At 62.2% G+C, this 24,470-nt stretch carries 22 protein-coding genes and 1 pseudogene; 13 read left to right on the forward strand and 10 right to left on the reverse strand.

The window, feature by feature from the left end:
* The first annotated feature begins 57 nt into the window (after positions 1–57).
* Both QZH45_RS13145 and hpaR (QZH45_RS13150) read left to right on the forward strand, forming a co-directional pair.
* The gene (locus tag QZH45_RS13145; RefSeq protein ID WP_055135605.1) at positions 58–999 is read left to right on the forward strand and encodes a p-hydroxyphenylacetate 3-hydroxylase reductase component; all 942 of its coding nucleotides are present in this window, start codon (positions 58–60) and stop codon (positions 997–999) included.
* 116 nt (positions 1,000–1,115) lie between these two features.
* Positions 1,116–1,538 (forward strand): homoprotocatechuate degradation operon regulator HpaR, encoded by a 423-nt coding sequence (gene hpaR / locus QZH45_RS13150; RefSeq protein ID WP_055135606.1) that lies wholly within the window; start codon positions 1,116–1,118, stop codon positions 1,536–1,538.
* Positions 1,539–1,679: 141 nt separating this feature from the next.
* Here the strand turns inward: hpaR (QZH45_RS13150) and hpaI are convergent, their stop codons facing one another.
* From hpaI to QZH45_RS13190, 8 genes are all read right to left on the reverse strand, one after another.
* Complete coding sequence (gene hpaI, locus QZH45_RS13155) at positions 1,680–2,477, reverse strand: 4-hydroxy-2-oxoheptanedioate aldolase (protein WP_024779821.1); 798 nt, start codon at positions 2,475–2,477, stop codon at positions 1,680–1,682.
* A gap of 17 nt (positions 2,478–2,494) precedes the next feature.
* The gene (gene hpaH, locus QZH45_RS13160) at positions 2,495–3,298 is read right to left on the reverse strand and encodes a 2-oxo-hept-4-ene-1,7-dioate hydratase (protein ID WP_024779822.1); all 804 of its coding nucleotides are present in this window, start codon (positions 3,296–3,298) and stop codon (positions 2,495–2,497) included.
* A gap of 10 nt (positions 3,299–3,308) precedes the next feature.
* Entirely contained in the window at positions 3,309–4,613 is a 1,305-nt protein-coding gene (locus tag QZH45_RS13165) for an MFS transporter (protein ID WP_024779823.1), read from the reverse strand.
* 49 nt (positions 4,614–4,662) lie between these two features.
* Positions 4,663–5,055 carry a 5-carboxymethyl-2-hydroxymuconate Delta-isomerase gene (locus QZH45_RS13170; RefSeq protein WP_024779824.1) on the reverse strand — a complete coding sequence of 131 codons (393 nt, stop codon included), beginning with the start codon at positions 5,053–5,055 and terminating at the stop codon, positions 4,663–4,665.
* Between the two features lie 24 nt (positions 5,056–5,079).
* Entirely contained in the window at positions 5,080–5,937 is an 858-nt protein-coding gene (gene hpaD / locus QZH45_RS13175; protein ID WP_024779825.1) for a 3,4-dihydroxyphenylacetate 2,3-dioxygenase, read from the reverse strand.
* Positions 5,938–6,064: 127 nt separating this feature from the next.
* Positions 6,065–7,525, reverse strand: a complete 1,461-nt coding sequence (hpaE, locus tag QZH45_RS13180) for a 5-carboxymethyl-2-hydroxymuconate semialdehyde dehydrogenase (RefSeq protein WP_024779826.1) — start codon at positions 7,523–7,525, stop codon at positions 6,065–6,067.
* A gap of 5 nt (positions 7,526–7,530) precedes the next feature.
* Positions 7,531–8,301 carry a fumarylacetoacetate hydrolase family protein gene (locus QZH45_RS13185; protein WP_024779827.1) on the reverse strand — a complete coding sequence of 257 codons (771 nt, stop codon included), beginning with the start codon at positions 8,299–8,301 and terminating at the stop codon, positions 7,531–7,533.
* Positions 8,298–8,975 (reverse strand): fumarylacetoacetate hydrolase family protein, encoded by a 678-nt coding sequence (locus tag QZH45_RS13190; RefSeq protein WP_055135607.1) that lies wholly within the window; start codon positions 8,973–8,975, stop codon positions 8,298–8,300. Before QZH45_RS13190 ends, QZH45_RS13185 begins: the two co-directional genes overlap by 4 nt.
* 184 nt (positions 8,976–9,159) lie before the next feature.
* Between QZH45_RS13190 and hpaA the strand changes: the two genes are divergently transcribed.
* From hpaA to QZH45_RS13205, 3 genes are all read left to right on the forward strand, one after another.
* Positions 9,160–10,065 carry a 4-hydroxyphenylacetate catabolism regulatory protein HpaA gene (gene hpaA, locus QZH45_RS13195; protein WP_024779829.1) on the forward strand — a complete coding sequence of 302 codons (906 nt, stop codon included), beginning with the start codon at positions 9,160–9,162 and terminating at the stop codon, positions 10,063–10,065.
* A gap of 249 nt (positions 10,066–10,314) precedes the next feature.
* Positions 10,315–10,737 (forward strand): homoprotocatechuate degradation operon regulator HpaR, encoded by a 423-nt coding sequence (gene hpaR, locus QZH45_RS13200; RefSeq protein WP_024779830.1) that lies wholly within the window; start codon positions 10,315–10,317, stop codon positions 10,735–10,737.
* A 163-nt stretch (positions 10,738–10,900) separates the two neighbouring features.
* A complete protein-coding gene (locus tag QZH45_RS13205) occupies positions 10,901–12,643 on the forward strand; it encodes an OPT family oligopeptide transporter (RefSeq protein ID WP_055135608.1) in 1,743 nt (580 codons plus the stop codon).
* Positions 12,644–12,670: 27 nt separating this feature from the next.
* Here the strand turns inward: QZH45_RS13205 and QZH45_RS13210 are convergent.
* A pseudogene (locus QZH45_RS13210) lies at positions 12,671–14,075 on the reverse strand (S8/S53 family peptidase).
* 205 nt (positions 14,076–14,280) lie between these two features.
* Here QZH45_RS13210 and QZH45_RS13215 point away from each other — a divergent pair.
* The 3 genes from QZH45_RS13215 to QZH45_RS13225 all read left to right on the forward strand — a co-directional run bounded on the left by QZH45_RS13215 (position 14,281) and on the right by QZH45_RS13225 (position 15,678).
* A complete protein-coding gene (locus QZH45_RS13215; RefSeq protein ID WP_432783777.1) occupies positions 14,281–14,526 on the forward strand; it encodes a hypothetical protein in 246 nt (81 codons plus the stop codon).
* Positions 14,527–14,781: 255 nt separating this feature from the next.
* Positions 14,782–15,081 carry a chorismate mutase gene (locus tag QZH45_RS13220; protein ID WP_024779833.1) on the forward strand — a complete coding sequence of 100 codons (300 nt, stop codon included), beginning with the start codon at positions 14,782–14,784 and terminating at the stop codon, positions 15,079–15,081.
* A 255-nt stretch (positions 15,082–15,336) separates the two neighbouring features.
* Positions 15,337–15,678, forward strand: coding sequence for a hypothetical protein (locus QZH45_RS13225; RefSeq protein WP_024779834.1), 342 nt, complete (start codon positions 15,337–15,339; stop codon positions 15,676–15,678).
* A 117-nt stretch (positions 15,679–15,795) separates the two neighbouring features.
* Here the strand turns inward: QZH45_RS13225 and QZH45_RS13230 are convergent, their stop codons facing one another.
* On the reverse strand, positions 15,796–16,680 hold the full coding sequence (locus QZH45_RS13230; RefSeq protein ID WP_024779835.1) for a LysR substrate-binding domain-containing protein: 885 nt from the start codon (positions 16,678–16,680) through the stop codon (positions 15,796–15,798).
* 144 nt (positions 16,681–16,824) lie between these two features.
* Here QZH45_RS13230 and ydiJ point away from each other — a divergent pair, with 144 nt between their 5' ends.
* From ydiJ to QZH45_RS13255, 5 genes are all read left to right on the forward strand, one after another.
* Positions 16,825–19,857, forward strand: a complete 3,033-nt coding sequence (gene ydiJ / locus QZH45_RS13235; protein WP_055135609.1) for a D-2-hydroxyglutarate dehydrogenase YdiJ — start codon at positions 16,825–16,827, stop codon at positions 19,855–19,857.
* Positions 19,858–20,547: 690 nt separating this feature from the next.
* Positions 20,548–21,885, forward strand: coding sequence for an epoxide hydrolase family protein (locus tag QZH45_RS13240; RefSeq protein ID WP_055135867.1), 1,338 nt, complete (start codon positions 20,548–20,550; stop codon positions 21,883–21,885).
* Between the two features lie 83 nt (positions 21,886–21,968).
* On the forward strand, positions 21,969–23,042 hold the full coding sequence (locus QZH45_RS13245) for an alpha/beta fold hydrolase (RefSeq protein ID WP_024779837.1): 1,074 nt from the start codon (positions 21,969–21,971) through the stop codon (positions 23,040–23,042).
* A gap of 22 nt (positions 23,043–23,064) precedes the next feature.
* The gene (locus QZH45_RS13250) at positions 23,065–23,571 is read left to right on the forward strand and encodes a cytochrome P460 family protein (RefSeq protein ID WP_055135868.1); all 507 of its coding nucleotides are present in this window, start codon (positions 23,065–23,067) and stop codon (positions 23,569–23,571) included.
* 23 nt (positions 23,572–23,594) lie between these two features.
* Positions 23,595–24,371 carry an alpha/beta fold hydrolase gene (locus QZH45_RS13255; RefSeq protein ID WP_055135869.1) on the forward strand — a complete coding sequence of 259 codons (777 nt, stop codon included), beginning with the start codon at positions 23,595–23,597 and terminating at the stop codon, positions 24,369–24,371.
* Positions 24,372–24,470 lie beyond the last annotated feature (99 nt).

Genomic DNA, 24,470 nt, shown 5'->3' on the forward strand with positions numbered 1-24,470 from the left:
AGCCCGCTCATAAAACAATAAATCGAGGCCGTCACCTGAGGCGGCCGGGAGTCTTGCATGTCCAGTATTTCCGATAGCGCTTTCGATACCCGTGCGTTCCGCCGGGCCCTGGGTAACTTTGCCACCGGTGTGACCGTGGTCACCGCCGCGGCTGAAGATGGCCGCAAGGTCGGCGTGACGGCCAACAGTTTCAACTCGGTGTCCCTGGACCCGCCGCTGATTCTCTGGAGCATCGACAAACGCTCCAGCAGCCACGGCGTGTTCGAAGCCGCCAGCCACTTTGCCGTGAACGTGTTGGCCGCCGATCAGATCGACCTGTCGAACAACTTCGCCCGGCCCAAGGAAGATCGCTTCGCTGACATCGAGTTCGACAGCGGCGTCGGTGGGGCCCCGGTGTTTGCCGATTGCGCCGCGCGTTTTCACTGTGAAAAATTCCAACAGGTCGACGGCGGCGATCACTGGATCATGATCGGCAAGGTCGTGGCCTTCGACGATTTCGGACGTTCGCCGTTGCTCTATCACCAGGGCGCCTACTCGATGGTCCTGCCCCACACACGCATGACCCGACGCGAAGAAGGGCAGCCACCCAGCAGTCACTTCCAGGGTCGCTTGAGCCATAATCTTTACTACCTGATGACCCAGGCACTGCGGGCATACCAGGCCAGTTACCAGCCACGGCAATTGTCCACCGGGTTGCGCACCAGCGAAGCGCGGATGTTGATGGTGCTGGAAAATGACGCCGGGCTGAACCTGGCTGACCTGCAACGGGAAGTGGCGATGCCGGTGCGCGAGATCGAAGAGGCCGTGGCCAACCTCAAGCGCAAGGGCCTGGTGAGCGATGACGGCGACCGGGTGCGCCTGACCGTCAAGGGAATCGATGAGACCGAAGGGCTCTGGGCCATTGCGAGGGAACAGCAGGACAAGGTGTTCGGCCAGTTTGGCGACGCCCAGGTGGAGCATTTCAAGACGGTGCTCAAAGGGGTGATCAAGGGCGCATAGAGCAGATCTGTGGGAGCAAGCTTTGCTCCCACAGGCTGGCCCCACAGTCCATCTGCACTCCGATGATGCTAAGATTTAGTTAACTCATTAACTAAGTCCTCTGGCGAACATTCTCCATGCTCAAACCGCGCCAATCCTTGACCCTGACCCTGCTACAGGCCCGTGAAGCGGCCATGGGGTTTTTCCGTCCTTCCCTCAATCAACATGGCCTGACCGAGCAGCAATGGCGGGTCATTCGTATCCTCAGCCAACACGACGAACTGGAAATCAATCGCCTGGCCGAGCTGGCCTGCATCCTCAAGCCCAGCATGACCGGCGTGCTGGTGCGCATGGAAGCAGCGGGCATGGTGGTGCGGCGCAAGGCCGAGCAGGATCAGCGACGGGTGCTGGTGCGCCTGGCACCCCAGGGGCAGGCGTGCTTCGACTCGATGAGCCAGAGCATGGAGGCCAATTACCAGCGATTGCAGGAGAAGTTGGGGGAGGAGAAGTTGCAGACGTTGTTGGGGTTGCTGAATGAACTGAAGGCGGTCAGGCGCTGAGCTTCCTGTTGCGACTTCTAAGGAGAGAAAGAATAGCTGTGGGAGCAAGGCTTGCCCGCGATCAAGCCATCTCGGTCTCATGGTGAACCGCATCAGCTTTATCGCGGGCAAGCCTTGCTCCCACAGGGCGTCTGACTTGGGTCAGTAAACGCCACCCGTCGCAGGCTTCGGCGCATCCTTGAACGTCGCCGCCAGAGTCTGAAGGCCGCGCATCAACACCGTCGTATCCACCCCCACCGCAACGAACGCCGCGCCCAGCTCGATGTAGCGCCGGGCCAGTTTCTCATCGGCACTGAGGATCCCGGCTGCCTTGCCGGCCTGGCGAATGCGGGCGATGGCGTCCTCGATGGCGGCTTGCACGTCCGGATGGCCCGGATTGCCGCGAAAACCCATGGAGGCGCTCAGGTCCGCCGGCCCGATGAACACACCGTCGACACCTTCCACGGCGGCAATGGCGTCGAGGTTGGCCAGGCCCTCGCGGCTCTCGATCTGCACCAGCAGGCACATCTGTTCATCGGCCTTGTCGAGGTAACCGGGGATGCTGTTCCAGCGCGACGCCCGGGCCAGCGCGCTGCCGACGCCTCGGATGCCGCTGGGCGGGTAGTGCATGGCGCGTACCAGCTCGCGAGCCTGCCCGGCGCTTTCCACCATGGGCACCAGCAGGGTTTGTGCGCCGAGGTCGAGCACTTGCTTGATCAGCGCGGTGTCACCGATTACCGGGCGGATCACCGGCTGGCCGGGGTAGGGCGCCACGGCCTGAAGCTGGCCGAGCAGGGTGCGCACGTCGTTGGGGGCGTGTTCACCGTCGATCAGCAGCCAGTCGAAACCGGCATTGGCCGCCAGTTCGGCGCAGTAGGCGTCGGCCAGTCCGAGCCACAGTCCAATTTGCGCCTGGCCGCTTTTCAGTCGTTGTTTGAATGTGTTGATCGGCATGTCCATGAAGCGGTCCTCGGGAGTCAGACGAAACGGCAGGCGATGGAACCGAGCATGTCGTAGTCGACATGGAAGGTATCGCCCGGGTTGGCCGCCACCGGGCGGGTGAAGGAACCGCCGAGAATGACCTGACCCGGTTGCAGGGTGACGTCATAGGCCGCCAGCTTGTTCGCCAACCAGGCCACGCCTTTGGCCGGGTGATTGAGCACCGCCGCCGAGACGCCGGACTCTTCGATCACGCCGTTGCGGTAGAGCACCGCCGGCACTTTGCGCAGGTCGATCTCGGTGGGACGCACCGCACGACCGCCCATGACCACGCCAGCGTTGGCCGCGTTGTCGGAGATGGTGTCGAAGACCTTGCGGGTTGCCTTGGTCTGCGGGTCGACCTGCTGGATGCGCGCATCGATGATTTCCAGCGCCGGGATCACCCATTCGGTTGCATCCAGCACGTCGAACACCGTCACGTTCGGGCCTTTCAACGGCTTGCCGAGGATGAACGCCAGCTCCACTTCCACCCGTGGGACGATGAAGCGTTCGAAGGGAATGTCGGTGCCTTCATCGAAGAACATGTCGTCCAGCAGCGCGCCGTAGTCCGGTTCGGTGATGTTCGAAGAGACTTGCATGGCCCGGGAGGTCAGGCCGATCTTGTGGCCGACCAGCTTGCGGCCATCCTTGATTTTCTGTGCTACCCAGGCGCGCTGGATGGCATAGGCGTCATCGAGGGTGATCTGCGGGTGATCGAGGGAAAACTGCCGCACCTGTTCCCGTGAGCGCTCGGCATGGTCGAGGCGGGCGGCGGCTTGTTGGATGAGGCTTTGATCGAGCATGACAAGGTCCCTACTGAGGATTGACGACGGCGGCCCGGGTGCGCAGCACCAGCAGGCCGCCCAGGGTGATGAACAACGCCAGGACGTAAAGAGCCAGGCTGGCGCTCTGGGTGGTGTCCCGCATCCAGCCGATCAGGTAGGGCGCGAAGAATGAGGCGATGCTGCCGAAGGAGCTGATCAGGGCAATCCCGGCGGCCTGGGTACCGTTGGAGAGGAAGGCGGGCGGCAATTGCCAGAACATCGGCAACGCCGCGCTGGCACCCATGCCGGCGACAATCAGGCCTCCGAGCACCAGCGTTGGGTTGCCGGGAGAGAGCCCGGCGATGGCAATGCCGGCTGCCGCCATCAGCAGCGGTACGCAAAGGTGCCAACGGCGTTCGCGATTGCGATCGGAAGACCGGCCACAGCCGATCATGAAAAAACAGCCCGCCAGGTATGGCACTGCACTGAGCAAGCCGACCTTGCCATCGCTGCCGATGCCGGCGCCGTGGATCAGGGTGGGCATCCAGAAAGCCAGGGTGTTCACCGCCAGCATCACGGCGAAGTACACTGCCACCAGCAACCAGACCTGCGGGTTGTTGAGGATCGCCGAGAACGAAGTGATGGATTTTCGCTGCTCCTCGACACTCATTTGTTCACGCAGTTGCTGCTTGGCGTGAGGCGTGAGCCAGCCGACCGTCTCGAAACTGTCCGGCAGACACTTGAGCACCACCAGGCCCAGCAGGATCACCGGAAGCCCCTCGAGGACGAACATCCACTGCCAACCGCGCAGGCCGCCGACATCATGGAAGTGTTCGAGGATCCCACCGGACAACGGCCCGCCGATGACTCCCGCCATCGGCACGGCGATGGCGAACAGCGCGGTCACCTGGGCCCGACGTCGCGCCGGGTACCAGCGGTTGAGAAGTACCAGGATGCCCGGGAAGAAACCGGCTTCGGCCACTCCCAACAGAAAGCGCAACAGGTAAAAACCGGTGGCACTTTCAATGAGGAACATGCTGGTGGACAAGGCCCCCCAGACCACCATCAGCGTGGCGATCCAGCGGCGTGGACCGACCCGGTCCAGGGCCATGTTGCTCGGTACGCCAAACAACGCGTAGGCGATGAAAAACAGGCCGGCGCCGAAGCCGTAGACCGTGTCGCTGAACTGCAGGTCGGCACTCATCTGCATCTTGGCGAAGCCGATGTTGATGCGGTCCAGATGGGCAAACAGGTAGCAGACCAGCAGCAACGGCATCAGCCGCCAGGTGATCGTGGCATGAGTGCGGTCGTGCGCGACGGAGCTGGCAGTGCCAGCGGGGTTGGCTGTGCTCATGATCTTGTACTTTTTGTCAGAGGGGCCGATGGGCAACTGTCAGGTGCGCTTAGCTCGTCTGGGCCTTGAGAAAGGCGTGGACGTTGTTGGCCTTGAAGTTGAGTTGCTCGTGCAATTCGATCATCTCGAACGACAGGGCCAGCAGACGCTGGGCCTGGAGTTCGGCGAAGTGCGCGGTGATCACCTCGAAGAGTTTCTCCGCGACTTTCTGGCGGGTGGCGAGATCGCGGCCATGGCCAACTTTCAGTGTCATGTGCACGAAGGCATAGTCGTGCTTGCCGTCGGCCATTCGCCAAGTGTCCAGGCGCACCCCACGACTGCGGATGCCGCCGAGGGGAAACACGCCGCTGTCGCCCAGCAAGGCATGGACTTTTTCAAACAGGCCGGGCAAGTCGGCCTGTTGTTCGATGTTGTCGGTGTACTCTGCGATGAAATGCGGCATCGTCGGATCTCCTGTGCAGGCTGGTCAAACCGGAAAAATGGCATTGATCTGGCCGGTGCCGGAGCTGCCGAAGGGTTCGGTGATGATTTCGGCGGGTTTGTCGTAGTCCGGTCCGCCCAGCAACCCCAGGAGCATCGCCGTGTCATGCATCTTGCCTTCGCCGAAGCAGTGCTCGGCATAGTCCGGGAGCATGGCGCAGAATTCCTTCCAGCGACCCTCGCGCCACATCTGGACGACATGCAGGTCGACCTGCTTGTCGAATTCCCGGGTCCAGTTATGGATGTTGGCTTCGGCGTTGCGATCATCGGAGAACCGGTGGGACAGCGAACCGGACGCCAGCACCAGCACCTTGCGGTCGCTTTTTTCGATGGCCCGGCGCACGGCGGCGCCGAAAGTGAAGCTGTCTTGCAGACGATGCCAGGCACACCAGGCGGCAATCGAGACGACATTGAGTTTCTGTTCCGGCGGGACATCCATGTGCATGTAGCGCATGGGCACCAGCGTGCCGTATTCCAGTTCAAGGCTGGGGATGTTGTGGGCCAGGGTGCGGACATCGGCGGCATTGGCTTCTGCGGCAATCAACTCGCCCAGTTCCGGGGCGCCCGAGTACTCGTACTCCATGTTCTTGATGAAGTGTGGCAGCTCGTTGCTGGTGTAGATGCCCTTGAAATGTTCGCCACTGTTGACGTGATAGGCGCTGTTGACCAGCCAGTGCACATCGAATACCACAGCGGTGTCGGCACCCAGCTCACGGGCGCGGCGGCCGATTTCCTTGTGCCCGGCGATCGCCGCTGCGCGGCAGCCATGGTGCTTGCCGGGCAGCTCGGACAGGTACATCGAGGGAACGTGGCAGATCTTCGCAGCCAGGACGACTTCGCCCATGATGATTCTCCTGAAAAATTGTTCTTGTTGGGTCTTGGGTAATCGGTGAATCACAACCTGTTTCAAGTGGACCGCAGCGCCTGTGGCGAGGGGATAAATCCCCTCGCCACAGGAGTTCATCGCCGTTTTAGATACCCCACCTTGGAATGTGATGCCCACCCATCGAAATGCAAACGTTCTTGATCTCGGCAAACACCTCGAAGCTGTACTGTCCACCTTCACGCCCGGTTCCGGAACCCTTTACCCCACCGAAAGGCTGGCGCAGGTCGCGTACGTTCTGGCTGTTGATGAACACCATGCCGGCCTCGATGCCATGGGCCAGGCGATGGGCCTTGCCGATGTCCTGGGTCCAGATGTACGACGCCAGGCCATATTCGGTGTCGTTGGCCAGTTGCAAGGCTTCGGCTTCATCCTTGAACGGGATCAGGCAGACCACCGGGCCGAAGATTTCCTCCTGGGCGATGCGCATCTTGTTGTTCACGTCGGCGAACACCGTCGGCTGGATGAACTGACCGCGACTCAGGTGCGCCGGCAGATTGGCCGGACGTTCCAGGCCACCGGCCAGCAGGGTGGCGCCTTCTTCGAGGCCGATCCTGATGTAGCCGGTGACTTTGTCGTAGTGGGCCTGGGTGATCATCGAGCCGACCTGGGTCTTGGGATCCTGTGGATCGCCCACGATCAGGCGCTTGGCACGGGCGGCGAATTCGGCGACGAACTGTGGGTAGACACTTTCCTGGATGAAAATCCGGCTGCCGGCGGTGCAACGTTCGCCGTTGAGCGAGAAGATCGTGAACAGCGCCGCGTCGAGAGCTCGTTCCAGGTCCGCGTCTTCGAAAATCAACACCGGCGACTTGCCGCCGAGCTCCATGGAATACTTCTTCAACCCGGCGGTCTGCATGATTTTCTTGCCGGTGGCAGTGCCTCCGGTAAAGGAAATCGCTCGCACATCGGGGTGCCGCACCAGCGCGTCGCCAGCGGTCGCGCCATAACCCTGGATGACGTTCAACACGCCGTTGGGAATTCCCGCTTCCACGGCCAGGCGCCCCAGTTCGTTGGCGGTGAGGGGCGACAGCTCCGACATCTTCAGCACGGCGGTGTTGCCCAGGGCCAGACACGGCGCGGTCTTCCAGGTCGCGGTCATGAACGGCACGTTCCACGGCGACACCAGGCCGCAGACGCCCACCGGCTGGTACAGGGTGTAGTTGAGCATCTGGTCGTCGACCGGGTAGGTGTGACCGTCCATGCGGGTGCAGACTTCGGCAAAGAAGTCGAAGTTGTGAGAGGCCCGGGGAATCAGCACATTGCGGGTCTGGTGGATGGGCAGGCCGGTGTCGAGGGTTTCCAGCTCGGCCAGTTTCGGCACGTCGCGGTCGATCAACTCACCCAGCTTGCGCATCAGTCGGGCGCGTTCCTTGGCGGGGGTGTTGGCCCACTTCGGAAAGGCCTCCTTGGCCGCGGCCACGGCCTGGGCGACTTCCTCGGCACCGCCGCTGGCGACTTCGCCAATGGCTTCGCCGGTGGCCGGGTTGTAGTTGATGAAGACGTCTTTGCTTTCGACCTCACGGCCGTTGATCCAGTGTTTGATCATGTTGCTCAAGCCTCTTTACGGGATGCGAAGAACGCCGCTTCGCTGACAATTCGATTGACCAGGCGACCGACGCCTTCCACTTCCACCACCACTTCATCACCGGGCACCACGTCCGCCAGGCCTTCCGGCGTGCCGGTGGCGATCATGTCGCCGGGTTGCAGGGTCATGAAGCTGGACAGGTACTCGATCAGGTAGGGGATGTCGAAAATCATGTCCTTGGTGCTGCCTTCCTGGCGCAGTTCACCGTTGATCCAGGTACGCAGCTTCAGGTTGGCCGGATCCGGCACATCGGCGACATCGACGATCCAGGGGCCGACGGGGGTCGTGGCGTCGCGGTTCTTCACCCGCAGGTTGGGGCGGTAGTAGTTTTCCAGGTAATCGCGGATCGCATAGTCGTTGCACACCGTGTAACCGGCCAGATAGTCCAGGGCGTCCTCGCGCTTGACGTTGCGCGCGGTCTTGCCGATGACCGCCACCAGTTCGCACTCGTAGTGCATGTAGGCGACGTTGTCGGGACGCCAGGTCTGCTGGTTATGGCCGGTATAGGTGCCGGGGGACTTTATGAATGCCAGAGGCTCGGTGGGCGGTTTGAAGGCCAGTTCGGCGGCGTGGTCGGCGTAGTTCAGGCCCAGGGCGAACATGCTGCCGGTGGCCGGTGGCAGCCACTCGACCTGGTCTTCGGCCAGCAGGCGACCGTCGGCCAGGCGCACGGCGTTGCCAGCTTCAACGGTGACGTGATGGATCTGTTCCTCAAAACGAATGCGCGCGTGTTTCATGAACGTGCTCCCGGTTGCTCGGCCACGACGGTATTGATGAGACGGCCCAGGCCGCCGATGTCCACTTCGACGCGATCACCGGGCACCACATCGACCCGGCCCTCAGGCGTGCCGGTGATCAGCACGTCGCCGGCGTGCAAAGTCATGAATTCGCTGATCTCGGCAATCAGTTGGGGAATGTTGCGAACGAGGTTGGCCGTGCTGTTCTGCTGGCGCACCTCGCCGTTGACGTACAGCGTGATTGTCAGGCTATGGGGATCGGCCACGTTGGCGCTTGGCACCAGTTCCGGCCCGATGGCACAGAAGCCGTCCCGGCACTTGGCCTTGACGGCAGGGCGGTAGTAGCTGTCTTCCGGCAGGCTGAATTCGTTGACGACGGTATAGCCGGCCACGTAGTCCAGGGCCTCAGCGGCGCTGACGCGGCTGGCCGACTTGCCCATCACCACACCCAGGGCCGGGCCCGGTTGCAGCCGTTCGCCGTGTCCGGGATGGGCCACGGCGGCATCGTGCCGGTTGCGGGTGTTGGGGGTCTTGATGAACAGCACCGGCTTGACCGGCGGTTTCTGGTAGGGCGGTTGCTCGAACTCGGCGAGGCGCTGCTTCAGCAGCCCCTGGTAGTTCAGCGCGACCCCGAACAGGGTGCCGGTTGCGACGTCATGCAGGGCACGGCTCATGCTTGTCTCCTGGCGGTGCAGAGGGAGGAGGGCTCTGCGATATTGTTAATGTGTTAACAGTTATAATTAAGATGTTAACTATCGTCAAGCGTGACAGAATAACCGGCACTGGTTGCCTTCCCGGATTCGGTGCAGGATGAGCCTCGGGCGTTGCCTGAATCAGAATAAAAACGAGTACTGCGTGATGACCGATCGTCAGCCGATCCCGAACATCAACATTGGCCAGGTCTACGACCAGCGCTACAGCGATGCCGAAGTGCATTACGACCGGCTCGCCAACCTGGCGGGCTTTTTCGGCCGGAACATGCCGGTGCACCGCCACGACCGGTTCTTCCAGGTGCACTACGTCAAGAGCGGCACCGTGCGGGTGTATCTGGATGATCAGCAGTACGTCGAATCCGGGCCGATGTTCTTTCTCACGCCGCCGACCATCCCCCACTCCTTTGTGACCGAGGCCGACAGTGACGGGCATGTGCTGACGGTGCGCCAGCAGTTGGTCTGGCAATTGATCGACGCCGATCCCGGGCTCGCGCCGGCCGGTGTGCAGTTGCCGGCTGCCTGTGTGGCGCTGACGCAACTGGGGCCGGAGCAGGCCGGGGAAGTGCGCCGGCTGGAATACTTGTTCGAGGAACTGAGCGAGGAGGTGGCGGCCGCTCGGCCGGGGCGCAGCGTGGCGCTGGACGGCTTGACGCGGCTGATCATGATCAGCCTGTTGCGACTCTGCTCCAACTCCCTGGAAGCGAGGCCGGCGCGGCATGAGGACTTGAAGATCTTTCACCGCTTCAACGAGCTGATCGAAGCGCACTACCTGCAACACTGGCCGCTGTCGCGCTATGCCGAGGGCGTCGGGGTGACCGAGGCGCGTCTCAACGACGTGTGCCGGCGCATTGCCGACCTGCCTTCCAAACGACTGATCATGGAGCGGTTGATGCAAGAGGCCAAGCGCCTGCTGCTGTTCACCGGCAGCTCGGCCAACGAAATCTGCTACCAGCTCGGGTTCAAGGACCCGGCCTATTTCAGCCGGTTTTTCCAGCGCTATGCCCAACTCACCCCTGGGGAATATCGCCAGCGGCAGTCGGGATTGCGCTGAACCTTCCTTCGATTGACACTTGTTTTTGTGGCGAGGGGATTCATCCCCGCTGGGCTGCGAAGCAGACCTCAAACCAAACACCTCGGTGTGTCTGTTTGACCGAGCGAGCTGATTTGGGGCCGCTCCGCAACCCAGCGGGGATGAATCCCCTCGCCACAAACCCGTGGCAAATTTGAGCAAGCGGCTTGCTCTTGCAGCTAATTATTTGCGCCACTAAGCTGCCCACTCGTCCATCCAGGCAGTCCGAACATGGCCACCCCCAGACCTTCACTGACGCTGACCCTGCTGCAGGCCCGCGAAGCGGCCATGGCGTTTTTCCGCCCGGCGTTGAACCAGCACGACCTCACCGAGCAGCAATGGCGGGTGATCCGCATCCTGCATCAGCAAGGTGAACTGGAAAGCCACCAGCTCGCCCATCAGGCCTGCATCCTCAAACCCAGCATGACCGGCGTGCTCAGCCGCCTGGAGCGCGATGGCCTGGTGCGCCGGCAGAAATCCAGTCAGGACCAGCGTCGGGTGTTCGTTGGCCTGACCGAACGCGGCCAGCAGTGCTTCGTGTCCATGAGCGAGGGGATGGAAGGCAACTATCGACGGATCGAAGAGCAGTTCGGCGAGGAAAAGATGCAGCAGCTGCTGGCGTTGCTCAACGAGTTGAAGAACATCAAGCCTTGATGCCACGAAGCACCTTTGTCTGCCTCGGTACTGCATCCCGCACTCCTGACGCCAACGAATCACCTTTGTGGCAGCTGCCCTCAACACTGTGAACCTTCCGCCAATACAGCGCTCACTTGTTAGGCAAGTGCTCGTGCTGCTCCATTGCCGATAAGGATTTCGCATGTTTCAAACCTCGTCATCGATGCCCCTCCATGCCCCGGTCGAACGGGAACTCAGTGTGCGCGCGGTCAGTACCGGCATCGTGATCGGTATCCTCTTGACGCCTTCCAATGTCTACGCCGGATTGAAGATCGGCTGGTCCTTCAACATGTCGATCATTGCCTTGCTGATCGGCTATGGCATCTGGCAAGGCCTGGCCAGGCGTTCAGCCGCGCGATTGCCCTGGACGTTGCACGAAAGCAACATCAACCAGACGGTCGCGTCTGCGGCGGCCTCGATCATTTCCGGCGGGCTGGTAGCGCCGATTCCGGCCTACACCTTGTTGACCGGTCAGCAGCTGGATGCCATTCCCATGGTCGCCTGGGTATTTTCGGTGAGCTTCCTGGGGGTGTGGATCGCTTGGTATTTACGCCCGTCGCTGCTCAACGACAAGGCGTTGAAATTCCCCGAGGGCATGGCGACCCTGGAAACCCTGCTGCATATCTATAACCAAGGCCATGAAGCGGCGACGCGCTTGAAGGTATTGCTCAGTGCCGCGTTGCTGTCCGGATTGGTCAAGTGGGTGGACACCTTCATGTGGGCTTTCCCGCGCTGGTCGCCGACAGCCCAGCTGGAACGCCTGACATTCACCGCCGATCCTTCGCTGCTGTTGGTCGGTTTTGGCGGGATCATCGGTATTCGCGTTGGCTTGACCCTGTTGCTCGGTGCTTTGCTGGCCTGGGGCGGGCTGGCGCCTTGGCTGTTGGAACACGGCCTGGTGCAGTTGCCACAGGGCAGCAGTGGCCCGCAGTTCGCTGCGCTGGTGGAATGGTTGCTGTGGCCAGGTGTGAGCCTGATGGTCTGTTCAACGTTGGCGTCCCTGGCGACTCGCTTATGGGCTTTGCACAAAACCACCCGGGCTGGCGGTGGGGCGATCTGGGTAGTGCCCAAGGCTGGACCCGCCGCCGGGTTCGGGATGGCCATTGTCTTGGTGGTGAGCTTGCAGGCCTTGCTGTTCGGCATCAATCCATGGATGGCGCTGTTGACCATTCCTCTGGCGATCTGCCTGGCCGCGGTGGCCGCCCGGGTGGTCGGCGCCACGGGGATTCCGCCTATCGGCGCTATCGGCCAGTTGTCCCAGCTGAGCTTCGGCATCGTTGCGCCAGGACAGGTGCCGATCAATCTGATGAGCGCCAATACCGCCGGTGGTTCGGCGGGGCAGTGCACGGATCTGATGAACGATTTCAAGGTGGGCCGGGCCATTGGTGCGACACCGCGCAAGCAGTTGGTAGCCCAGACCCTGGGCATTTTCGTGGGTAGCATCGTTGGCGTATTGGCCTATCTGGCACTGATCCCGGATCCTCAAGCCATGCTGCTTACCGAAGAATGGCCGGCCCCGGCAGTTGCCACCTGGAAAGCCGTGGCGCAGACCCTGACCCAGGGCTTGGAGTCGTTATCGACGAGCATCCGCTGGGCGATCTTCCTCGGAGGCCTGGCCGGCTTGCTGCTGGGAGTACTCGACAGCCTGTTACCCGAACATCGCGCCCGGTACCTGCCGAGCACCGCGGCACTGGGCCTGGCCTTCGTGCTGCCGGCCTCGGTGTCGCTGATGATGGCCCTCGGTGCGGTACTTACCTGGGTAGTGAGCAGGCGCTGGCCGAGCCTCACGGAGCGCTTCGCAATCACCGCTGCGGCGGGGTTGATTGCCGGGGAGAGCATGACCGGGGTGGGCGCGTCGTTGTGGCAGATGCTCGGGAATGGGTGATTCACCGAGCATTGCATACGCGGAGAATCAGCGCACCCGCTCGCGACTTTCCACCGCCAGATCCAATGCCTTCTGCATGTCCAACCGCGCCGAACTCCCCACGTCCTTGTCATTGAGCCGGTAGTGGCGCTCCGACGGCAGGATGGGCGCGGTGAGGTCTTCCGCGTCCATCCGTTCGAAGTCGTGGTTGTCGCCGATGGTCAGGGCGCTGCGGCGCAGCAGCGTGCGCAATTGCTCGGGTAGCAGTTGCGGGTTGATGGACAGCATTGTCGCCAACAGGCCTGCGACCATGGGCGTGGCGTAGGAGGTGCCGCAATGCACCGCACCGTCCTGGCCTGCGCCGGGCGTCGAGGCGTGGGCACAAGCGGCAGCGGCGATGTCGACGCGCATGTCGATGTTCGAGGAACTGCGCTTGACCGCATAGGCTGGATCGTCGACGGCGACCCCGGCACGCTCGCTGCGCTGGTGACCGCCGACCACCAGCAATTGCTCGGTGATGAAGGAGGAGGGCAAGCGGTATTCATCGCTGCCCGAGAACGAGGAGCCGTTGCCGGCAGCGTTCACCACGATCACGTCGGGGTGCTCCTTGCGCAGCCAGAGAAAAAATTCTTCCAGCAGTTCCTCGTAGCCGCTCATGGCGATGCCCGAGCGCAGCAGGGAGTCCACATTGTCCCCCTTGATGTCTTTGGCACCTACCCGGTGGATGCCCCAGCTCCAGTTGAGCACGCGTACGCCATCTTCCACGAGGTTGACCGAGGCGGCGATATTGGCGGTAATCCCGGCGTCGGAATTACGTTCGACGATGACCTCGAAGCCGCCACTGGCCTTATTCAGGCCGCTTAGAAAACCGGTGTTGCCGCCGTCGTTCCAGCGCGCCGCGAGAAGGCCTGCGACGGTGGTACCGTGGCCGTCCGGGGCGACGGCATCGCGGGCGTAGACACAGGTGCGTGGAGCCGAACAGCCACCGAGGTAGTCGGCAAAATCCGCCGTGTCGAAATCCACGTCGCGCTCGATCAGGCCGATGCGCACGGGCTGCGGCTGGATGGGTGCCTGCTGCCCGGGGATGCGCCGCTGGTAGTAGTGCACCGCGTCGAGAAAGCGGTTCGCGGCCCATTCGTCGGAGTCCTGCGCCGGTTTCTTCGGCTCGTCAGGCCGAGCCGTGGACTGTTCGGTTTCTTGCGCCGCAGCCTCCTCGATCACCACCGCGTCACACTGGTTTCACTGCCCTGGCGCAGCAGCAATGCGTCACGCTGTACCAGATGCGGCACGCCATCGTCCAACCCGCGCACCGTCAGGCACCAGTCCTGGCGCTGGTTTTCCAAAAGGTCACCGCAAGTTTCAGATTTTCCAGGCGTAGCGGTTCCTGGGCATCGGCTGCTGTGCCAGTCGCCAGGGTGAACAGCGCAGCGAGGACGGCTGATCGTAAGGGCATGGGACGATTTCTTTGCCAAGGGCCTGATTGCTCCGACTGTCTTTGCCATCGTTACGTTCCAAGGATGACCGGCCCTGGCCGGACCGAAACTCCTCGGCGTGTTCAGGTGTCCATTGATCACCCCACAGCCCGCGGGCAATATCTCAAGACCTGGCATCCTGGTCGCATGTCCCTGGGGTGCATTCATCGAGAGGTTGGGTTGGAGATGATGGACGCCGCTGGCAAAACCAAAGTCGCACAGATATTCGATCAGCTCCTGGCTCTGCGCGAAAGCGTGAATGTGCTTCAGGAAAAGGAGCTGCGCAGGGTGATAGCGCTTCGTGGACAGCAGACCGTAGACGTCGACGAAGCAGTCCATCAATCTTTTGTAGACCTTCAGAATCACATTGCCGGAATGGAGGAGGTTTTGGCGACGATTGCCGAGGCCACCGGGATTATCCCAAAGCTCTGATGCTCTCCGGAACACTTGTGGAGTCTGCTCGCGATAGCGGAGTGTCTGTTACGCAAATGTTGAACGTGCCGACGCTATCGCGGGCAAGCCCGGCTCCCACAGGGGCTGGTGATGTATGCAAAAACTGCGTACATCATCGAATCCAGTGTGCGAGCCTGCTCGCGATAGCGGTGGCGCTGCTTGCATCCCTGTCGAATATGCCGTCATATCGCCAACGCCCCAGCACATTTCTGTTACTCGAAAGGAGATCTCCAAATGGAATTACGCTGTACATCGATCGAAGAAGTCCGCCAGCACATAGACCAGATCGACCGTGAGGTCGTTGCGCTCCTGGCCCGGCGCGGCAACTTCGTCACGCAGGCCGCAGCCTTCAAAAAAACCACCGATGATGTGCGCGCGCCGGCGCGGGTCGAGCAGGTCATCACCAAAGTGCGCGGACTTGCGAATGAGGCCGGCGCCTCGCCTGATGTCGTGGAGCGTGTCTACCGGGCCATGATCGCTGCGTTCATCGACGAGGAATTGAAAACCCACTCCGCCCTGACAGCCCAGTCCTGACGCCTTCCGCCTTCATCGTGAGCTGGTTCTGCGAGGCTGGAATCCCGGCTTCGCGATGCCAAGACCTGCGTGCCTGACTCACCTGTACGGCACGCAACTATTGTTAGAAGTAATAGTGACCATCATTAAACGCATGTTCTGCTTTGCCGCCAGTCGTTGGACAATTGCACCCATCGAACAGGTGGCTCAAGACATGACGCAACAGCGATCCATCGTCCTTCTAGCCTGACCCTCTTTATTTTCGGGATGAAACTGATGCGCTTTTTATTCGTGCCTGTCATGGCGCTCGCCTCTTTGCTGCTCGCCGGTTGTGCTTCCGCGCCAAATGATCCGACGCTGACCCTGCAGACCCAAAAGACCCCGGCCGAGTATGCCGAGTGCGTCATACCGAAACTGCAGGACAGTCAGTTGAACCCGCTGGTCTCACAGACCCAGCGCAGCTACCGGATCGTCGTGCCGAGCAAAATCTCCGCGGACAACGTGCTGGAGGCCTATAAGGCCGGGAATGGCGGCAAGGTGTTCATCTACGAGCGGCACCTGCTGGCCTCGAACCTGCTGCCTTCGAGTTTTGAGCGTGCCGCAGAGGATTGCATCTGATCCCGGCGGGTAGACGCTTTTCACAGAGCTCCTTTGGTTGGCCGCAACCAACCAAATCCTTGCCCCGTGACCCATCTGGTTACGGGGTTTTTTTATGTCCGCGATAACTGCGGACTGTCAGATCTGTTCCAGCAACCAGCCACGAAACGCCCGCAAAGACGGCAGCATTTCGTTGCGCGGCGGGTAGGTGAGGTAGTAACTGCGCCGGCTGGCGAACGGCAGGTCAAGGCCGATCAGCTCGCCATTGGCCAACTCGTCGGCTACCAGGATGCGGGGCACCAGGCCAATGCCGATATCCGCACGCACCGCCTGGATCAAGTGCGAAGTGAGTTCGAAGCTGGGGCCCAGGCGCATCCTGGCGTGGGGCAGGGTGTAGTGACTGAACCAGTCGCCCCAGACGTTGGGATTGTTCGCCACATTGAGCAGCATCTGTTCGCTGATCCGCTCCGGCGTCCACGTCTCATGGGCCTCGGCCGCCTGCGCCGAGATGATCACGATCAGTTCTTCAGCGTGCAGGCGGTGGCTGATCAGGCCCGGCAGGCCGGAAGTACCGACGACGATGGCGGCATCGATGTCGCTGGTGTCGAAGTCAAAGGCGTCGATCCGGGAGCTGATGTGCACCAGGATACCGGGGTGGGTCTTGTAGAACTCATGCAGGCGCGGCAGCAGCCATTTCGAACCGAAGGTCGGTAACGTCGCCAGGCGCAGGGTACCGCTGCCGGATTGATACGCCATGGCCTGCAGGGTCGCGCTACGGATGCGTCCGAGCGCCTCGCTCATCTCCCGTTGGTAGAGGCGACCGACATCGGTCAGCCGGACCTGCCGGCCTTCGCGACGAAACAGCGTCAGCCCCAGTTGCTCTTCCAACGCCTGGACTTGTCGGCTGACGGCACTTTGCGTCAGTGAGAGTTCGACCGCGGCCCGGGTGTAGCTTTGATGTCGAGCGGCGGCTTCAAATGCCAGCAGCAGTGACATGGATGGCGTGAGGTGACGGTAATTCATTCACAAAAGTCATCGATAGCGGCAGGATTATCTGGTTGTCTGCGCCGGGAACCTGAAGGACCATTGGCGCAGGTCGTTCCGAGCCTGACCTATTCATGCGCCGACGACAAGTATTTACGTGATTAGCCCCCTAAGAGGCCGTTAATGATTGCCCAACTGCCCGTGGTTGCCCCCGCGGCCCACTACCCGGAATTTATCGAGGCCCTGCGCGCCAGCGGCTTTCGTGGACACCTGAGCGCTGACTACGGCACCCGTACCGTGTTGGCGACCGACAACTCGATTTACCAGCGCCTGCCGCAAGCAGCGGTCTTTCCCCGGGACGCCGAGGACGTTGCGCGCATTGCCGCGCTGATGGCCGAACCACGGTTTCGCCAGATCAAGCTGACGCCACGGGGCGGGGGCACCGGGACCAACGGCCAGTCGCTGACCGACGGCATCGTGGTCGATCTGTCGCGGCACATGAACACCATCCTCGAAATCAACGTGGCCGAGCGTTGGGTCCGGGTGCAGGCCGGTGTGGTCAAGGACCAGCTCAATGCCGCGCTCAAGCCCCACGGGTTGTTCTTCGCGCCAGAGCTGTCGACCTCCAACCGCGCCACCGTGGGCGGCATGATCAACACCGATGCCAGCGGCCAGGGCAGTTGCACCTACGGCAAGACCCGCGACCATGTGCTGGAACTGCACAGCGTGCTGCTCGGCGGTGAGCGCTTGCACACCCAGCCACTGTCCGACGCCGAGTTGGAAACAGTGTGCGCCGACACCGGCCGCATCGGCGAGGTATACCGCACCGCCCGGCAGATCCAGGAAACCCAGGCCGAGCTGATCGAGTCGGTGTTCCCCAAGCTCAACCGTTGCCTGACCGGTTACGACCTGGCGCACCTGCGCGATGACCATGGCCGCTTCAACCTCAACAGCGTGCTGTGTGGCGCCGAGGGTTCGCTGGGATTCGTGGTCGAGGCCAAGCTCAACGTGCTGCCGATTCCCAAGTATTCGGTGCTGGTGAACGTGCGCTACGGCAGCTTCATGGACGCCTTGCGCGACGCGAACGCATTGCTGGCCCACAAGCCGCTGTCCATTGAAACGGTGGATTCCCGAGTGTTGCTGCTGGCGATGAAGGACATCGTCTGGCACAGCGTCGCCGAGTATTTCCCGGCCGATGCCGAGCGCCCGACCCTGGGCATCAACCTGGTGGAGTTCAGCGGTGACGACGTTGCGCAGGTGAACGCCGACGTGGCGGACTTCGTGGCGCATCTGCAGAGCGACACGACTATCGAGCGCCTGGGCCATACGCTGGCCGAAGGGGCCGAGGCGGTGAACCGCGTCTATGCCATGCGCAAGCGCTCGGTCGGGTTGTTGGGCAACGTCGAAGGCGAGGTCCGTCCGCAGCCGTTCGTGGAGGACACCGCGGTGCCACCGGAGCGGCTGGCCGACTACATCGCCGAGTTTCGCGCACTGCTGGACGGCCACGGCTTGAGCTATGGCATGTTCGGTCATGTCGACGCCGGTGTGTTGCACGTGCGTCCGGCACTGGACATGAAAGACCCGGCCCAGGCCGCGCTGGTCAAGCCGATTTCCGATGCCGTGGCTGAACTCACCCAGCGTTACGGCGGCTTGCTGTGGGGTGAGCACGGCAAGGGACTGCGTTCGGAGTACGTGCCGGCGTTCTTTGGCGACTTGTACCCGGCGCTGCAATCGCTCAAGGGGGCGTTCGATCCCCATAACCAGCTCAACCCTGGCAAGATCTGCACTCCGCCGGATGCCGCCGAAGGCCTGCTCAAGGTCAACGAGGTGACACTGCGGGGTGACCTGGATCGGCAGATCGATGAGCGTGTCTGGCAAAGTTACGGCACTGCCGTGCACTGCAACGGCAATGGCGCCTGCTACAACTTCGACCCGGACGACGCCATGTGCCCGTCGTGGAAAGCCACCCGCGAACGCCAGCATTCCCCCAAGGGGCGGGCATCGCTGATGCGTGAATGGCTGCGCCTGCAGGGCGCGGCCAATGTCGATGTGCTGGAAGCGGCGCGGGGCGGTGCGTCGTGGTTGAAGGCGTTGCCGGCGCGGCTGCGCAACAATCTGGCGCGCTCACGGGGCGAGGCGGATTTCTCCCACGAAGTCTATGACGCCATGGCCGGCTGCCTGGCCTGCAAATCCTGCGCGGGACAATGCCCGATCAAGGTCAATGTGCCGGAGTTCCGCTCGCGTTTCCTGCAGCTCTACCATGGCCGCTATCAACGGCCGCTGCGTGACTACCTGATCGGCTCGCTGGAATTCACCATTCCCTACATGGCCTACGCGCCGGGCCTCTACAACGCGGTCATGGGCTCGACATGGTTGAGCCGACTGTTGGCGAACCAGGTAGGCATGGTCGACAGCCCGCTGATCAGTCGCTACAACTTCCAGGCCACCTTGAGCCGCTGCAAGGTCGCGGTCGCCAGCGTACCGGCCCTGCGTGAGCTCACGCCGGCGCAACGGGAGCGCAGTGTGGTACTGGTGCAGGACGCCTTCACCCGCTACTTCGAAACGCCGTTGCTGGCCTCTTTTATCGAGCTGGCGCATCAGTTGGGCTACCGGGTCTTCCTGGCGCCGTACAGCGCCAATGGCAAGCCATTGCATGTGCAGGGCTTCCTCGGTGCCTTCAACAAGGCGGCGATCCGCAATGCTACCCAGCTCCAGGCACTCGCCGACTGCTCGGTGCCCCTGGTGGGCCTCGACCCGGCCATGACTCTGGTCTACCGCCAGGAATATCAGAAAGTGCCAGGGCTCAAGGCTTGCCCGAAAGTCCTGTTGCCTCAGGAATGGCTGATCGATGCGGTTCCGCAGCAGCCAACTCCTGTTGCCCGGACGTTCCGCCTGCTGGCGCACTGCACCGAAAAGACCAACGTGCCCGCCAGTACTTCCCAGTGGCAAACTGTGTTCACCAAGTTGGGGCTCAAGCTGGTGATCGAGGCGACGGGCTGCTGCGGCATGTCCGGCACCTATGGCCATGAACTGCGCAACCAGGACACCTCGCGAACCATTTTCGAACAGTCCTGGGCCGGCAAGCTGGACAAGGAAGGGGAGGCATTGGCGACGGGGTATTCGTGCCGCAGCCAGGTGAAGCGCTTGGCGGACAAGCAACTGCGGCATCCGCTGGAGGTGGTGTTGGAGCAGGTGTTGGTTGGGCGGCGCGGCTGACGAAAAGAAAGGGACCGACTGATGCCGGTCCCTGAAGTTCTCGAGTCGTCCACGCCAGTCAAGCCCACCCCCAGGTCCTCTGTGGGAGCGGGCTTGCTCGCGAAAGCGGTGGGTCAGCATGCGTCCATGTTGAATGTGCCACCTTCATCGCGAGCAGGCTCGCTCCCACATGGGTTGTCCGAATTGCCCACAAAAATCATGCCCCCCCAAAATCCTCTGTGGGAGCGGGCTTGCTCGCGAAAGCGGTGGGTCAGCATGCATCCATGTTGAATGTGCCACCGTCATCGCGAGCAGGCTCGCTCCCACATGGGTTGTCCGAATTGCCCACAGAACTCATGCCCACCCCAAATCCCCTGTGGGAGCGAGCCTGCTCGCGATAGCGGTGGGTCAGCTTGCATCCATGTTGAATGTGCCACCCTTCGCGAGCAAGCCCGCTCCCACAGTTCCGTGGCTTAGCTCCAATGTATCTCTGTGTATCCCACCCCCCTGTCGATACGGACTGTTTCTTTACGAGCCGTTGCTGACACATCCGCGATACCTGTCCGTCCTTAAATGACCCACGTCGAGACAGCACACGAAACCGCGCACGTCATACCTAGGTATCGACCGACACCATGGTGCAATCCTCCATGGGGCATCGCGATGGTTTGATCGAGCTGCTTGAGCCGATTAGTCAAAAGGAGAACCACCATGCAAGCAGCTTCTTCCGCTTTTACCTGGCAACGCTGTCTGGCGTCATCCGCCCTCGTCAGCGTGGTCGGTCTTGCCCTGTTTGCCGGCAGTGGCGTCACACTGGCTGCTGACAACCCCACCGCCAGTGCCGCACCGGCCGGGTCGGAGGCTATTCGCCCGTACCGCATTCACGTCGATGAAGCGCAGTTGACCGAATTGCGCAAACGCATCGCGACCACCCGCTGGCCCGACAAGGAAACCGTCAACGACGTCTCCCAGGGCGTGCAACTGGCCCAGGTCCAGGCGCTGGTGAACTACTGGGGCGATGGTTATGACTGGCGCAAGGCCGAGGCCAAGCTCAATGCCTTGCCGGAGTTCATCACCACCATCGATGGCGTCGACATTCAGTTCATCCACGTGCGTTCGCGCCACCCCAACGCCATGCCGCTGATCCTTACCCATGGTTGGCCGGGTTCCCAGTTCGAATTCCTCAAGACCATCGGCCCGCTCACCGACCCAACCGCTTACGGTGGCCGTGCGGAAGATGCTTTCGATGTGATCATCCCGTCGATTCCCGGCCATGGCTTTTCCGGCAAGCCGACCGAATTGGGTTGGGGCCCCGACCGGGTGGCGAAGGCCTGGGACGTGCTGATGAAGCGCCTGGGCTACAGCCATTACGTGTCCCAGGGCGGCGATCATGGCTCGGTGATTTCCGATGCGCTGGGCCGTCTGGCGCCGCCCGGGTTGCTGGGCATCCACCTGAACATGCCGGCCACCGTGCCGCCGGAGCTGGTGAAGCCGATCAACAGCGGTGATCCGGCACCCGCCGGGCTGACCGATCCGGAACGCCGGGCCTACACCTCCCTGAGTACGTTCTTCGGTCGTAACGCGGCCTACGGCGCGATGATGGTGACCCGGCCGCAGACCCTCGGCTACCTGCTGGCCGACTCGCCCACAGGCACGGCGGCGTGGATGTACGAGAAATTCGCGGCCTGGACCGACAGTGACGGCAAGCCTGAACGCGTGCTCAGCCGCGATGAAATGCTCGATGACATCAGTCTCTATTGGCTGACCGACACCGGCGCGTCGTCCTCCCGTTTCTATTGGGAGAACAACAACAATAACTTCAGCGCGGCCGCGCAGAAGACCACGGATATCAAGGTGCCGGTGGCGATCACCGTGTTCCCGCACGAAATCTATCAGGCGCCCAAGACCTGGGCACAGCGCGCCTATCCGTCGCTGTCCTACTTCAACGAAGTCAGCAAGGGCGGCCACTTCGCCGCCTGGGAGCAGCCTCAGCTATTCAGCGAAGAACTGCGTGAAGCATTCCGGCCACTGCGTGCGGCGGCGAAATAATCCGGCACCGCCGTACGTCCGGCAGACACTTTCGATTTCACAACTCGCAACCGCCGAGCGGCGGTTCGCAAGGGAGACTCACCATGACTACGACCCTGTTGAACCACACCTCCAAACCACGGCGCCGGCGTCTGCTCGCGCCGGCTCTCCTGGCGGTCGCCATGATGCAATTGGGCGCCCTGGCCGTGACCTCGTCACAGGCCAGCGCTGCCGAGGTGCCGGCCGGTACTATCGGTGCCATTACGCCGGGAACCAACACTTCGTTCGGCCCGTTAAAGCACGTCAAGGCAGGTTTGCTGGACGTTTCCTACGCCGAAGTCGGCCCCGCCGATGGGCCGGTGGTCATCCTGCTGCACGGTTGGCCCTACGACATCCATAGCTACACCGATGTGGCGCCAGCGCTGGCCCAGAAGGGCTATCGCGTGCTGATTCCCTATGCGCGGGGTTATGGCGATACCCGTTTTCTGTCGGCCAAGACCGTGCGTAACGGCCAGCCTGCGGCGCTGGCCAGCGACTTGATCGACTTCATGGACGCGCTGCACATCAAGCAGGCCGTTCTCGGCGGCTATGACTGGGGCGCTCGCACTGCCGACATCGTCGCGGCGTTGTGGCCGGAGCGGGTGAAGGCATTGGTGGCGGTGAGTGGCTACCTGATCGGCAGCCAGGAGGCCGGCAAGACACCGTTGCCGCCGGCCGCCGAGTTGCAGTGGTGGTACCAGTTCTACTTTGCGACCGAGCGTGGTCGCCTGGGCTATGAAAAGAACACCCATGACTTCGCCAAGCTGATCTGGAAACTCGCCTCGCCGAAGTGGGACTTCGACGACGCGACCTATGACCGCAGCGCAGCCGCCTTGCAGAACCCCGATCACGTCCCGGTATCGATCTTCAACTACCGCTGGCGCCTGGGCCTGATCAAGGGCGAGGCCAAGTACGACGCGCTGGAGAAGAAACTGGCGGCGTTCCCGTCCATTGGCGTGCCGACGATCACCCTTGAAGGCGATGCCAATGGTGCGCCGCACCCACCTGCCGAGGCCTATGCCAAGCGTTTCACCGGCAAGTACGAGTATCGGCTGATCAGTGGCGGTGTCGGTCACAACTTGCCACAGGAGGCCCCGCAAGCCTTCGCCCAAGCCGTGATCGATGCCGATCATCTCTGACTCGGTACGAGGGAAAACAACAATGAAACTCAAGCATCTGGCGGCATCCGCCGCTGTTGCGTCGGCGGCGTTGATCACCACCGGTCTCGCCTTGGGTGATACCGGCAGCGGTGAGGTTTCACCGATCTATGGGGTGAAGCTTCCCGATGGCTATCGCCAGTGGGCGCTGATCGCGCCGGCGCAAGAAGCCGAGCCACTGAACGAGCTTCGAGCGGTGCTGGGCAATGACCGGGCCATCAAGGCTTACCAGGATTCGACGCTGCCGTTCCCCGAGGGGACGGTCCTGATGAAGTTGGCCTGGAAGCACGTGCAGTCACCGGAGTTCGAGCCGGCCTCGATTCCTGGAGCGGCCACCACCGTCCAGGTGATGGTCAAGGACTCGAAGAAATATGCGTCGACCGGCGGCTGGGGGTTCGGACGTTTTATCAACGGCAAGCCCGCCGATGAAGCCCAACACCAGACCTGTTTCGCCTGCCACCAGGCGCGGGTGCAGAACCACGATTTCGTTTTTACGCGTTTCGCTCCATAACCCAGGCAACCAAGGAGTTTTCCATGAAAAAAATCATTGCCGCACTGGCCTGCACGGCTGGTCTGATCATCGGTGCCGACGCCTCGGCGCAGATTGCAAAACCCACCGTCGTTCTCGTGCACGGCGCCTTTGCCGATGCGTCGAGCTGGAATGGCGTGGTGAAAATCCTCGAGAAGGATGGCTACACGGTGGTGTCCGCTGCCAACCCTTTGCGCAGTGTGAAGGGTGATGGCGCTGCGGTTTCGGCGCTGTTGGGCAGTATTCAGACGCCGGTGGTGCTGGTCGGCCACTCCTATGGCGGCAACGTCATCAGTGAAGCGGCCAACGACCACGCCAACGTAAAGGCACTGGTCTACGTCAGCGCCTTCGCGCCCGAGGCGGGCGAAACCGTCGCCGGGCTGGCCGGGAAGTTCCCCGGCAGCACCCTCGGCCCGACCCTGGCGGTGCCTGTCCCATTGGCCGATGGCGGCAAGGACCTGTACATCCAGCAGGGCAAGTTCCATGACCAGTTCGCCGCCGACGTTCCTGCCGCACAGGCCGCGTTGATGGCGGCAAACCAGCGTCCGGTGACCGAGGCGGCATTGAATGAGCAGGCGGGCACACCGGCCTGGAAACACATTCCGTCCTGGTACATCTACGGCGACAAGGACAAGAACATTCCACCGCAAGCCATGGCGTTCATGGCCAAGCGCGCCGATGCGAGGGATGTGAAGGTGGTCAAGGGGGCTTCCCATGTGGTGATGGTGTCCCACCCGGAACCGGTGGCCCGGTTGATCGAGGAAGCGGCTACGGCGAAGTGATTCCTGTGTCTTGAGGGGCGCCGCTCACGCATCGAATCCCGATGCATGGGGGGCTTTCGATCAAGCCATCCATTGCCCATAGGGCCGATGGCGTATGCA

Source organism: Pseudomonas corrugata (assembly GCF_050920615.1).
In the GTDB taxonomy this organism is placed as follows: domain Bacteria; phylum Pseudomonadota; class Gammaproteobacteria; order Pseudomonadales; family Pseudomonadaceae; genus Aquipseudomonas; species Aquipseudomonas corrugata.